General features: G+C 57.5%; 13 protein-coding genes. 11 read left to right on the plus strand and 2 right to left on the minus strand.

Features of this window, described 5'->3' with window-relative positions:
* Positions 1 to 36 precede the first annotated feature (36 nt).
* On the plus strand, positions 37 to 522 hold the full coding sequence (locus R0I78_RS12685; protein WP_317075587.1) for a low molecular weight protein-tyrosine-phosphatase: 486 nt from the start codon (positions 37 to 39) through the stop codon (positions 520 to 522).
* A gap of 201 nt (positions 523 to 723) precedes the next feature.
* On the opposite strand, the gene rne is transcribed toward R0I78_RS12685, so the two are convergent.
* Positions 724 to 3,657: a ribonuclease E gene (gene rne / locus R0I78_RS12690; RefSeq protein ID WP_317075588.1), complete on the minus strand. Its 2,934-nt coding sequence runs from the start codon at positions 3,655 to 3,657 to the stop codon at positions 724 to 726.
* Positions 3,658 to 3,994: 337 nt separating this feature from the next.
* On the opposite strand from rne, the gene rluC reads away from it, so the two are divergent.
* Positions 3,995 to 4,945, plus strand: coding sequence for a 23S rRNA pseudouridine(955/2504/2580) synthase RluC (gene rluC / locus R0I78_RS12695; protein WP_019933743.1), 951 nt, complete (start codon positions 3,995 to 3,997; stop codon positions 4,943 to 4,945).
* On the plus strand, positions 4,942 to 5,583 hold the full coding sequence (locus tag R0I78_RS12700) for an HAD family hydrolase (protein ID WP_019933742.1): 642 nt from the start codon (positions 4,942 to 4,944) through the stop codon (positions 5,581 to 5,583). The genes rluC and R0I78_RS12700 overlap by 4 nt, the downstream gene beginning before the upstream one ends.
* Positions 5,584 to 5,663: 80 nt before the next feature.
* Here the strand turns inward: R0I78_RS12700 and R0I78_RS12705 are convergent, their stop codons facing one another.
* Entirely contained in the window at positions 5,664 to 6,242 is a 579-nt protein-coding gene (locus tag R0I78_RS12705; protein ID WP_317075589.1) for a nucleoside triphosphate pyrophosphatase, read from the minus strand.
* A gap of 137 nt (positions 6,243 to 6,379) precedes the next feature.
* On the opposite strand from R0I78_RS12705, the gene yceD reads away from it, so the two are divergent.
* From yceD to fabF, 8 genes are all read left to right on the plus strand, one after another.
* Complete coding sequence (yceD, locus tag R0I78_RS12710) at positions 6,380 to 6,901, plus strand: 23S rRNA accumulation protein YceD (RefSeq protein WP_019933740.1); 522 nt, start codon at positions 6,380 to 6,382, stop codon at positions 6,899 to 6,901.
* Positions 6,902 to 6,922: 21 nt separating this feature from the next.
* Positions 6,923 to 7,093, plus strand: a complete 171-nt coding sequence (rpmF, locus tag R0I78_RS12715) for a 50S ribosomal protein L32 (RefSeq protein WP_019933739.1) — start codon at positions 6,923 to 6,925, stop codon at positions 7,091 to 7,093.
* Positions 7,094 to 7,104: 11 nt separating this feature from the next.
* Positions 7,105 to 8,115 (plus strand): phosphate acyltransferase PlsX, encoded by a 1,011-nt coding sequence (gene plsX, locus R0I78_RS12720; protein ID WP_019933738.1) that lies wholly within the window; start codon positions 7,105 to 7,107, stop codon positions 8,113 to 8,115.
* Positions 8,116 to 8,120: 5 nt separating this feature from the next.
* Positions 8,121 to 9,080 (plus strand): beta-ketoacyl-ACP synthase III, encoded by a 960-nt coding sequence (locus tag R0I78_RS12725; RefSeq protein WP_317075590.1) that lies wholly within the window; start codon positions 8,121 to 8,123, stop codon positions 9,078 to 9,080.
* An 11-nt stretch (positions 9,081 to 9,091) separates the two neighbouring features.
* Positions 9,092 to 10,030, plus strand: coding sequence for an ACP S-malonyltransferase (fabD, locus tag R0I78_RS12730; protein WP_317075591.1), 939 nt, complete (start codon positions 9,092 to 9,094; stop codon positions 10,028 to 10,030).
* A 100-nt stretch (positions 10,031 to 10,130) separates the two neighbouring features.
* The gene (fabG, locus tag R0I78_RS12735) at positions 10,131 to 10,865 is read left to right on the plus strand and encodes a 3-oxoacyl-ACP reductase FabG (RefSeq protein ID WP_019933735.1); all 735 of its coding nucleotides are present in this window, start codon (positions 10,131 to 10,133) and stop codon (positions 10,863 to 10,865) included.
* A gap of 158 nt (positions 10,866 to 11,023) precedes the next feature.
* Entirely contained in the window at positions 11,024 to 11,260 is a 237-nt protein-coding gene (gene acpP / locus R0I78_RS12740; protein WP_014292450.1) for an acyl carrier protein, read from the plus strand.
* 71 nt (positions 11,261 to 11,331) lie between these two features.
* The gene (fabF, locus tag R0I78_RS12745) at positions 11,332 to 12,573 is read left to right on the plus strand and encodes a beta-ketoacyl-ACP synthase II (protein WP_317075592.1); all 1,242 of its coding nucleotides are present in this window, start codon (positions 11,332 to 11,334) and stop codon (positions 12,571 to 12,573) included.
* Positions 12,574 to 12,591 lie beyond the last annotated feature (18 nt).

The following is a 12,591-nucleotide window of genomic DNA, read 5'->3' on the forward strand; positions in this document are numbered from 1 at the left end:
ACGGGGAGCAGTCACAAAAACGTAAAGGAATGCAGCATGTTTGAACAACAGTTAAAAAATAACCAAAAATACAAAGTGCTTACAGTGTGCATGGGCAACATATGCCGTTCGCCCACTGCCGAGGCGGTGTTGCGTCATAAGGCGCAACAGGCGGGGGTAGAGCTGGAGATTGATTCGGCGGGGACCATTGGTTTTCACGCCGGTAACGGGCCGGATGCACGCGCCAGAGCAGCGGGTGAGGCGCGAGGCTATGATTTTTCCGGCATGCGTGCCCGTCAGGTGACGGTGGATGATTTTGCCCGTTTTGATTTGATCCTGGCGGCAGATAAGGAAAACCTGCGGGACTTACAGAAACTATGTCCGCCGGCGCATGCCCATAAGGTGAAGCTGTTGCTGAGCTTTGCGGAGGGCCCTGAGCAGGAAGTGCCGGATCCGTATTATGGCGGGGATCAGGGCTTTGAGCAGGTGCTGGATCTGGTGGAAGCGGCCTGTGATGGGGTGTTGAGGCAGGTTAAGGGCTAGCCTGTAGCTGCCTGCCGTGTTAGCTGGCAGAGCCTGTGCAACAGGCTTTAAATACATGCTTGCTTTGAATTTGCGCCGGCTAAAGCGGCGCCTACCGCAAGATACCGGGTCAAGCCCGGTATGACGGGTAACGCCGGGTCAAGCCTGGTAAGGCGATAAAAAAGGCTCCCGAGGGAGCCTTTTTCTGTTAGCGCACTGTGATCAGGGTTTGGCCATGGGGGCCGAGGCCTGATTGGTGGCGTTGATGCTGCCGCCCTGGCGGCCACTGGTGGCGATGGGTTCGCGTACCAGAGGCGGGTAGTCGGGCTTCACATAAGGTGCTGCTTCCACAACCGGTGGTTTGGTCATGGGCGCGGAGGCCTTGCAGGCAGCCAGGTAGCGACCCAGTGCCACAGGAGCCGGCTTTGCCTCTTTGGCAGGCTGCGCAGCAGCTGCTACAGGCTCGGCTTGCACCGGTGCAGTTGGCTCGGGCGCGGCCTTGGCTTCTTGTTCAGCTGTGGGCGCTGCTTCAGGCTCGGCTTTGGTTTCCTGTTCAGCTTCTGCCACTGGCTCTGCAGCAACTGCAGGCTCTGCCGGTACTTCCTGTACCGCTTTGGGCTCTTCTGCTTTCACTTGTGGCTGAGCTTTTTCGTCCTGAGCAACCGCTTCCTGAACTACATCCGGCTTGGCTTGTTCGGCTTGCGGCGCGGGCTCGGTTTTAACCGGTTCTTGCACAGACTGCTCTGCCTTGGCCGGCTCTTGAGCCGGTTTAGGCTCGGGTTGCACAGGAGCTGGCTGTTGCTCGGCCTGAGTGGCTTCAGAAGCTACCCATTTTTCTTCACCTTCGCGCTCAATCAGGGCAGCAATGGTTTCTTCCCGGCGGCGACGACGGCTGTCTTCATTGATGCGCTTGCGCTTGGGTGCACGCTTGTGCGGCTGAGGCTGCTCGCTGGCAGGTGCAGCGGTTTGCTCGGGCTCACGGGTTTTCTCGGGCGCAGGCTTGGCGTCCTGAGTGCGGCCCTCACTGTCGAGACGTACCTGTTTGCGCAGCTGACGGCGCTCGCGGCGCTCGGCCACGGCCTGTTCACGTGCCTGCTCCTGTTGTGCTTCCTGCTGCGGGGCAGGGGCCTGAGTTTGTTGCGGCACGTTCTGAGCCGTTTGCTGCTCCTGCTGACGGGCGGCGCGCTCGGGCTGCTGCTCACGACGGGGCTTGCGACGTTCACGGCGCGGACGCTCGGCCTTCGGTTGCTGCTCGGTGTTGTCCTGCGCGGCGGCGACGGCCGGCTTTTGGTTGCGCTCTTCATCACGCGGCTTGCGGTTACGGTTGTTGTTGCGACGATCTCCGCGCTGACGACGGTCCTGGCGCTCACCGTTACGCTGGTTGCGGTTGTTACTGCGCTCGTTGCGGTCGGCAGAAGTCTGCTCCTGTGTGGCAGAGGCTTGCGGCTGTTCGCTGCTCTTGAACCAGCCGGCAATGGTGCTGAACAGACGGCTCAGAAGGCCGGGCTGGCTGGGCTGAGACGGTTTTACTGCCGCCGGGCTGGTCGCTGCCGGAGCCGGAGCGGGGGCAGTAAAGCCCTGCAGGACCGGCTGCTCAATTTTTTTGGCGGCTTCATGCTGGCGCGGCTGATAGGCAGTTTGCTCTACCTCTGTTTTCAGTTCAAAGCTGGTGACGTCTTCCACATCGCTGCTGCGCACCCGGGTTACGTCGAAGTGCGGGGTTTCCAGCTGCTCGTTAGGAATGATGAAAATATCAACCTTGTAGCGGTTTTCCAGATTGGCAATGGATTTGCGCTTTTCGTTGAGCAGATAGGCGGCTACGTCCACCGGTACCTGACCGTGGATCTGGCCGGTATTGTCTTTCAGCGCTTCTTCCTCGATCAGGCGCAGAATGGCCAGGGCGAGGGATTCGTTGTCGCGAATGGTACCCTGACCCAGACAGCGGGGGCACACATGGGTGCTGGACTCGCCCAAAGACGGACGCAGGCGCTGACGAGACATTTCCAGCAGACCAAAGCGGGAAATACGACCCAGCTGAATGCGGGCACGGTCTTGCCGCACGGCGTCGCGCAGGCGGTTTTCCACTTCACGCTGGTGGCGCACTGGTGTCATGTCGATAAAGTCGATCACCACCAGGCCGCCCAGATCGCGCAGGCGCAGCTGACGGGCAATTTCCTCTGCCGCTTCCAGGTTGGTCTGCAGCGCGGTTTCTTCAATATCGCCGCCCTTGGTGGCCCGGGACGAGTTGATATCGATGGAGGTGAGCGCTTCGGTGGGGTCAATAACGATGCTGCCGCCGGACGGCAGGCGCACTTCCCGCTGAAACGCGGATTCAATCTGGCTCTCAATCTGGTAGTGGCTGAACATGGGCACGTCGCCCTCATACAGCTTCACCCGGTTGACAAAATCGGGGCGCACCAGCTGAATGTGTTGCTTCGCACGTTCAAATACCACGGGGTTATCGATAAGAATTTCACCGATATCCCGGCGCAGGTAGTCGCGAATGGCGCGCACAATGACATTGCTTTCCTGATGGATAAGGAAAGGAGCGGTACGGCTGTCGGCGGCTTCCTGAATGGAAGCCCAGTGGGCTTTCAGTACATTCAGATCCCATTCCAGCTCTTCACCGGATTTACCCACACCGGCGGTGCGCACAATCAGGCCCATGCCGTCGGGCAACTTGAGGCGGGAGAGGGCTTCTTTCAGTTCAGTGCGCTCGTCGCCCTCGATGCGGCGTGAGATACCACCGGCACGGGGGTTGTTGGGCATCAGTACCAGGTAGGAGCCGGCCAGGCTGATAAAGGTGGTAAGCGCAGCCCCTTTGTTGCCACGTTCTTCCTTATCAATCTGAACAATAACTTCCTGACCTTCTTTGACCACTTCCTTGATGTTGGGGCGACCCTGATAGGTGTAGCCTTCAGGGAAATAGTTGCGGGCAATTTCCTTGAGGGGCAAAAAGCCGTGGCGCTCGGCACCGTAGTCAACAAAGGCGGCTTCCAGGCTGGGTTCTACCCGCGTGATTTTGCCTTTGTAAATGTTGGCTTTTTTCTGCTCGTGGCCGGGGCTTTCAATATCGAGATCATACAGCCTTTGCCCGTCCACCAGGGCAACGCGCAACTCCTCTTCCTGGGTTGCGTTAATTAGCATTCTTTTCATTTAGTACTCTTTTTATATGTTTTTACTGTTTTTTACAGTGTTCAGATTCCCCGGAATACCCGTCAGGTTCCGACCGACACCGGCCTCGGGTCTTTTAGCGTAGTCGTTACAGCCTCCCGGCTGGCTACGCATGAGGCGCATTTTTCAGGTGTGTTTCACGTCAAAAGGGGAGAAAAGCCCAAAGGTCGCGAACCTGACGGTGTTTCCGGGGTTTTTGTGTGCGCTTCCCCAACCGGGAAAGCGCGAAAATCTTCTGCATTATCACACTTTACCCACAACCATAGCAAGGCACCTTTTTTGCAGCAAAAACACCGGCTTCGGTGGTAGAATCCCGCCCATGAAACAAGACCATCAAAGCGTGCGGCTGCTCACCATAGAGGCTGAGCATGAAGGGCAGCGCATCGACAATTTTTTACGGACTCAGCTTAAAGGCGTTCCCAAAAGCCTGATTTATCGAATTTTGCGCAAGGGCGAGGTAAGAGTTAATAAAAAGCGCATCAAACCGGAATACAAGCTGGTAGCCGGTGACATCATACGGGTGCCGCCGGTGCGGGTGGCAGAGCGGGAAGAAGTACTGCCTTCCGCCAAGCTCGACAGCGTGCAGGGGCTGGAAAACGCCATTGTGTATGAAGATGATGCCCTGCTGGTGCTGAACAAGCCATCGGGCATGGCGGTGCATGGTGGCAGTGGCCTTAGCTTTGGCGTAATTGAAGGGCTGCGTTCCCTGCGACCTCAGGCCCGTTTTCTGGAGCTGGTGCACAGGCTGGACCGGGACACCTCCGGCATTTTGCTGGTGGCCAAAAAGCGCAGCATGCTGCGCAGCCTGCACGAGCAGCTGCGTGAGAAAACCATGGACAAACATTATCTGGCGCTGGTGCGCGGCCAGTGGCAGGCGCATCAGAAGTCGGTAAAGGCGCCGCTGAAGAAAAACGAGCTGGCTTCCGGTGAGCGGGTGGTGCGGGTAGACCGCGACGGTAAGCCGTCAGAAACCCGTTTTCGGATTATTCAGAAGTTTGACGGTGCCACCCTGGTGGAGTGCAGCCCGGTCACCGGCCGGACTCATCAGATTCGGGTGCATACGTTGCATGCGGGCCATCCCATAGCAGGGGACGATAAATATGGCGATCGCCAGTTTGATGAAGCCATGCGCGGCCAGGGGCTGACCCGGCTGTTTTTACATGCCTGTCGCATTCGCTTTTATCATCCGGGCAGAGAAGAAACCATGACCCTGGAAGCACCGCTGGAGCCGGCGCTGAAAAAACTGCTGACGAGAATGGCAAAAAAATGAAGTATGAACTGGTGATCTTTGACTGGGACGGCACCCTGATGGACTCGGTGGCCCGCATAGTGTCGTCCATGCAGGCGGCGGCGCTGGACTGCAACCAGCCGGTGCCCACGCCTGAGGCGGTGCGCCATATTATCGGGCTCAGCCTGTATAAGGCGTTCCCCGTTTTGTTTGGTGAATTGACGGTCGCCGAAAGTGATGCGCTGCTGCATGCTTACCGCCGGCATTATCTTGAGCTGAACACCACGCCATCACCGCTGTTTGCCGGCGCGGACAAGGTGCTCACTGGTTTGCATCAGACCGGCTACCGGCTGGCAGTGGCCACCGGCAAGGCCCGGGAAGGGCTTGATCTGGTGCTGAAAGACTCAGGCCTGGGTCACCTTTTTCATGCGTTGCGCGGTGCCGATCAGGCGCGTTCCAAGCCGGATCCGCTGATGCTGGCACAAATTCTCGACGAGCTGCGGATGGCACCGGAGCAGGCGGTGATGGTAGGGGACTCCAGTTACGATCTTGCCATGGCCGAAGCCATTGGCATGGACCGCATTGGCGTCACTTACGGAGTGCATAACCGGGATCAGCTGGGCGTGCACAAGCCCGTGGCCCTGATTGATGACATTCGCCATCTGCCTGAGTGGGTTTAAAACAGTGAGGGGTTGTAGGTGAAGGGAGATGATTGTCCATTGTGGACTGTGCTCACTCCTCACTCCTCACTCCTCACGAATCAAGGCACCTCCACCCCAAATTCTGCCAGCAGGTCGATAAGGGCAATCAGTGGCAGGCCCACCAGGCTGTTGGGATCGCGGCCGTCCATGCGCTCGAACAGACTGATGCCAAGGCCCTCGCACTTAAAGGCACCGGCACAGTCCAGCGCCGGCTCTTTTTCCAGGTAGCGGTCAATCTGGCTCTCGGTCAGCCGGCGAAAGTGCACACGAAAGGGCTCCACTACCGAAGTCTGTCTGCCGGTGGCGCAGTCGTGCACGCACAGGCCGGTATAAAAGGTGACGGTTTTACCCGAGGCCGCCAGCAGCTGGCGGCGGGCATTGTCTGTGGTGCCGGGTTTGCCCAGCAGCTGATTGCCGTTTACGCACACCTGATCCGAGCCGATCACCAGGCCTTCTTTATAATACTCAGCCACAGCGGCGGCTTTTTGCTGAGCCAGCCGCAGTGCCAGCGCGTCGGCGCTTTCACCGTGCTGGGGTGTTTCATCAATATTCGGGCTGTGGCAGGAAAAAGGCAGGCCCAGCCGCTCCAGCAGAGCACGGCGATAAGAGGAAGAAGAGGCAAGAATAAGCGGTGGCATAACAAGTGATGATCACGTGAATATTAAGGTGCAGCCATTTTACCCGGAGCAACAGGCTGCGCACAAACCCCTGTTATGCGTAGGAAAGTCAATTTCTCTTTGACTCCACAGCAGACGCGCTATAATATGCGCGCCTTATGGAAAAGGTAAAGTTGCCCATCAAGGTTGACCCCGTTCGCTGCGCCAATAAACGCCTGGATTATCAGGGCGTGTTTGCCGCAGAGCTGATGCCCAGACTGGCGGAGTCTACCCAAGGTATCCATGGTGATATCGACGTTTCTCTCACCTTTGGCATTGATGCCCAGGGGTTGCGCATCATGTCCGGTAAAGCCGGCGTGCACGTTACCCTTCAGTGCCAGCGCTGCAATGAGATGTTCGACACCACCATAGAATCCGAGTTTACGTACACGCCTTTGCGTGAGAATGCCGAGGCGCCGGAGCTGCCGGAAGAGTACGAAACGTTTGAGGCCGATGAATTCGGAGAAATTAATCTGGCGCAGACCATTGAGGATGAACTCATCCTTGCCCTGCCGCTGGTACCCGCTCATGAAAATGAGCGTTGTGCCGAAGGCAAGTTTGATCTGAGCTATGGTGATATTCCCGAAGCCGAAGAGCGTTCGAACCCTTTCGCCATTCTGGAAGAGCTGAAACGAAAGTAACTGATTTAGGAGTTAGGTCAAATGGCCGTACAACAGAACCGTAAAACCCGTTCCAAGCGTGGTATGCGTCGTTCACACGATGCTCTGAGCACTGCCAGCCTGTCTGTAGACCAGACCACTGGCGAAACTCATCGTCGTCACCACGTGACCGCCGATGGTTTCTACCGTGGCCAGAAGGTAATCGCTAAGTAAGGATTATTCTCTTGCCGCAGCTGACCGTTGCGCTTGATATGATGGGGGGCGACTTTGGCCCTCCGGTTACAGTGCCTGCCGCCGCGCAGGCACTGTCGCTTCTACCCGACCTTCACCTGCATGTGTTCGGGTCCCGCGCGGCGCTACTTCCCTGGCTTGAACGATGTAACCTGACCGCTCATCAGCGGGTGCGGGTGCATTATTGTACCCAGCAGGTTACCAACGAGCACAAAGCGGGCTTTGCCCTGCGTCATCTGTCTGATTCCTCCATGTGCCAGGCACTGAATGCGCTGGCCAGCGGCGAGGCTCAGGCCTGTGTGAGCGGCGGCAATACAGGTGCACTCATGGCCATGGCCATTAACGTGGTGCAGACCCTGCCCGGTGTCGACCGGCCGGCACTGATCACCCGCCTGCCTCAGGCCGATGGCAGCCATGCGCTGTTGCTGGATGTGGGAGCTAATGTGTGCTGTGACACTGAGCAACTGGTGCAGTTTGCGCTGATGGGAGATGCGGTGGCGCGGCATGTGTTGTCGCAACAGAAGCCCCGTGTCATGCTGTTGAACGTGGGAGCCGAGTCCAACAAGGGTTATGAAGCGGTGCGCCAGGCTGCCCGCCGGCTGAAAGCACTGCCGGCACTGAATTATCAGGGCTATATCGAAGGCAACGACCTGTTTGCCGGCACCGCGGAAGTCATTGTGTGTGATGGCTTTGTTGGTAATGTGGCGCTCAAAACCAGTGAAGGAGTCGCCCGGCTGCTGCTGGGTGCGGGAAAAAAGCGCGGGTTCTGGTGGCGGTTGCTGGGCACCTGGCTCAAGCGCCGGCTTTCTCACCTGAACCCGGACCAGTATAATGGGGCCAGTCTGATAGGATTACGTTCCAGTGTGGTAAAAAGCCACGGGAGCGCAGGATCACCCGCCTTCTTGAATGCGATTTTGCAGGCTGTTGCCGAAACCGAGCATCAGTTGCCCGCCAAAATCGCGCATCTTTTTGATACTGCCCCTCAGGACAGTCACGCAAGATAACGCCTATGAACAGTAAAATTTTGGGAACCGGCAGCTACCTGCCTCAGGGTGTGCGTACCAACGCCGACCTGGAAAGAATGGTAGAAACCAGCGATCAGTGGATTGTTGAACGCACCGGCATTCGCGAGCGTCGCATTGCCGGTGCCGAAGAAACCGTGGCCACCATGTCTTATGGTGCCGCCCTGCGGGCACTGGATGCCGCCGGCATTGAAGCGCAGCAGCTCGACATGATAGTGCTGGCTACCACCAGTGCCGACAATGCCTTTCCGGCCGCCGCCTGCGAAGTGCAGGCCATGCTGAATGTGCCCGGCATTCCGGCCTTTGACATCGCCGCCGCCTGTGCCGGCTTCAGCTATGCCCTGAGCGTGGCAGATCAGTTTATTAAAAGTGGTACCGCCCGCCATGTGCTGGTGATTGGTGCCGATGCGCTGTCGCGCATGTGTGACCCCGAAGACAGATCCACCATTATTCTGTTTGGCGACGGTGCCGGTGCGGTTGTGCTGGGTGCCAGCGAAGAGCCGGGTATTCTGTCGACTCATTTGCATGCCGATGGTGCCTATGGTGAGCTGCTCAAGCTGCCACACCGCCAGCGCGGTGTATCGGGCACCGAAATGGATGCCTACATGCACATGAAGGGCAATGAAGTGTTCAAGGTGGCCGTGTCCCGCCTGAGCGATATTGTGGTGCAGACTCTGGAAGCCAACGGTATTGATAAGTCGGAGCTCGACTGGCTGGTACCTCATCAGGCCAACTACCGCATTATTAACGCCACCGCCCGCAAGCTGGGCATGTCGCTGGACAGCGTGATCCTGACCCTCGACAAGCACGGTAACACTTCAGCGGCCAGTGTGCCCATCGCGCTGGATGAAGGCGTGCGTGACGGTCGCATTCAGCGTGGCCATCTGGTGCTGCTGGAAGCCTTTGGCGGCGGTTTTGCCTGGGGCTCGGCCCTGGTTCGTTTTTAAGAGGAAATTTCATGTCTTTTGCCATTACCTTTCCCGGACAGGGATCCCAGACCGTTGGCATGCTGGCCGATGTGCTGGCCAATCACGAAATAGTGCAAACCACCTTTGCCGAGGCATCCGACGCTCTGGGCTATAATGTGGCGGATCTGGTACTGAACGGTCCGGCCGAAGAGCTGAATAAAACCTGGCGCACTCAGCCGGCGCTGCTCACCGCCTCGGTCGCGCTTTATCGTCTGTGGCAGCAGCAGGGCGGGGCACAGCCTGCGGTGATGGCCGGCCATAGCCTGGGCGAATATTCCGCCCTGGTGTGTGCCGGTGTGCTCAGCCTGGCCGACGGTGTGAAACTGGTAGAGCTGCGCGGCAAGCTGATGCAGGATGCCGTGCCCGAAGGCACCGGTGCCATGTCGGCCATTATCGGCCTGGATAATGACACTATTATTGCCAACTGCGAAAAAGCAGCAGAAGGCGAGGTGGTATCGGCAGTAAACTTCAACTCACCGGGCCAGGTGGTGATTGCCGGTAACAAGGCCGCAGTAGAGCGTGCCAATGCGCTGATGAAAGAAAGTGGCGCCAAACGTGCGCTGCCGTTGCCGGTAAGTGTGCCGTCTCACTGCGCGCTGATGCAGCCTGCCGCCGACAAGCTGGCAGAAACCCTCAGCGGCATGAGTTTTAATGCGCCTGTGGTGCCCGTGATCAACAACGTGGATGTAACGCCCGAAACCGATCCGGCTGCCATTAAAGAGGCACTGGTGCGCCAGTTGTACAGCCCGGTACGCTGGACTGAAACCGTGGAAACCATGGCGGAGCAGGGTGTGACTCTGGCGCTGGAAGTGGGGCCGGGCAAGGTGCTCACCGGCCTTGCCAAACGCATCGACAAGCGGGTAGAAGGCGTTGCCGTGAACGACGACGCCAGCCTGGAAAAAGCCCTGACTGCCGTTAACGGTCTGTAATGCCAATCTGCCTGGTCGCTTTCTGTCGTCACTCTGGCGAAAGCCAGAGTCCGGAATGACCAGAATGCAATTGGTTTAAACCCCTGATAAAGGAGTGAATATGAGTTTTTCCGGTAAAGTAGTGCTGGTCACCGGTGCCAGCCGCGGCATTGGTCGTGCCACCGCCGAACTGTTCGCAGAACGCGGTGCCACCGTCATCGGCACTGCCACCAGCGACAAGGGTGCTGAGGCGATCAGCGCCTATCTGGGCGACAAGGGTACCGGTCTGGTACTGAACGTCACTGATCCGGCGTCACTGGAAGCCACGCTTGGCACCATCAAGGAGCGTTTTGGTGATATCGACGTACTGGTGAACAACGCCGGTATCACCCGCGATAATCTGATGATGCGCATGAAAGAAGACGAGTGGCAGGATATTCTCGACACCAACCTCACATCTGTGTTCCGTCTGTCCAAGGCGGTGCTGCGCACCATGATGAAAAAGCGCTACGGTCGTATTGTGACCATCGGCTCCGTGGTAGGCACCATGGGCAACGCCGGCCAGGCCAACTATGCGGCTGCCAAAGCCGGTCTGATTGGTTTCAGCAAGTCCCTGGGCCGTGAAGTGGCGTCCCGCGGCATTACCGTTAATGTGGTTTCTCCCGGTTTTATTGAAACAGACATGACGCGCGCATTGAATGACGAACAACGAGCCGGTATCTTGTCACAAGTTCCGGCTCAGCGCCTGGGCGACCCCAAAGAGATTGCATCCGCCGTGGCCTTTTTGGCGTCGGATGAAGCTGGTTACATTACCGGCGAAACGCTGCACGTTAACGGCGGCATGTACATGGTGTGATGAAAATCACCTCGGTTAGCATCTGTTTGGCGGAAAATGCGCCGTTTTAGGGGTAAATTCTGGTTAGACCAGCCCCAAACAGGCTTGCAAACGACGGTTATTTTTATACACTACCGCAACGACACGCACTTGCGTATTTCTAAAGGAAAATACTGGTCATGAGCAACATTGAAGAACGCGTAAAGAAAATCATCGTAGAACAACTGGGTGTTAAAGAAGAAGAAGTTAAATCTGAAGCTTCTTTCGTTGATGATCTGGGCGCGGATTCCCTGGATACCGTTGAACTGGTAATGGCACTGGAAGAAGAGTTTGACACCGAGATTCCTGACGAGGAAGCGGAGAAGATCACCACCGTTCAGGCTGCGATCGACTACATCAACGCCAACCAGGAATAACAAACCTGTACCGGAGTGGCGCCCGCCACTTCGGTTATTTTCTTGTTTAACCCCCATTCGGAGGCGCTCCTGTGTCAAAACGCAGAGTCGTGGTGACTGGCCTCGGTATGCTCTCTCCTGTCGGAAATTCGGTCGATGCCAGCTGGCAGGCCCTGCTGGCAGGTCAAAGCGGCATTACCAATATCGATCATTTTGATACTACCGATTACACCACCAAGTTTGCCGGCCTGGTCAAGGATTTTGACCCGGAAGCGCATGGCATAGCCAAGAAAGAAGCCCGCAAAATGGATCTGTTTATTCAGTACGGTATAGCAGCAGGCTTGCAGGCCTTTGCTGATGCCGGACTGGAAATTACAGACGCCAACGCCGATCGCGTGGGTGTGTCCATCGGCTCGGGTATTGGTGGTCTGGGTCTGATTGAACAAAATCATACCAACCTGATGAAGAGCGGTCCGCGTAAGCTGAGTCCCTTCTTTGTGCCGTCCACCATTATCAATATGGTATCCGGCCATTTGTCGATCATGAAGGGCCTGCGCGGTCCCAATATTGCCGCCACCACCGCCTGTACCACTGGTACGCACAGCATTGGTCTGGCAGCCCGCATGATTGCTTACGGTGATGCCGATGCCATGCTGGCCGGCGGCACCGAAAAAGCCTCCACGCCCATGGGCATGGGTGGTTTTGCTGCGGCCCGTGCGCTCTCTACCCGCAACGACGAGCCGCAAAAGGCAAGCCGCCCCTGGGACAAGGACCGTGATGGCTTTGTGCTGGGCGACGGCGCCGGTGTGGTCATGCTGGAAGAGTATGAACACGCCAAGGCCCGTGGTGCCACCATTTATGCCGAGCTGGTTGGCTTTGGCATGAGCGGCGATGCACATCATATGACGGCTCCGCCCGATGACGGCAGCGGTGCTGCAGCGGCCATGGCCAATGCCCTGCGCGACGCCAATCTGGATCCGGCGCTGGTGGGTTACATCAATGCTCACGGCACCTCCACGCCGCTGGGTGATGTGGCCGAGCTGAAAGCGGTGAAAAAGGTATTTGGTGAGCAGGCCGGCAAACTGATGGTCAGCTCCACCAAATCAATGACCGGTCATCTGCTGGGTGCTGCCGGTGCCATTGAAGCCATTATTACCGTGCTGGCGCTGCGTGATCAGATTGCACCGCCCACCATCAATCTGGACAACCCGGATGATGAATGCGATCTGGATCTGGTACCGCACCAGGCGAAGAAGGGTGAGTTCGAGTATGCCCTGTCCAACTCTTTCGGGTTTGGCGGCACTAATGGCTCATTGATCTTCAAGCGCATATAATGGCCCTTCGGCCATAAA

This window comes from Oceanimonas sp. CAM02 (assembly GCF_032842915.1).
GTDB lineage: Bacteria > Pseudomonadota > Gammaproteobacteria > Enterobacterales > Aeromonadaceae > Oceanimonas > Oceanimonas smirnovii.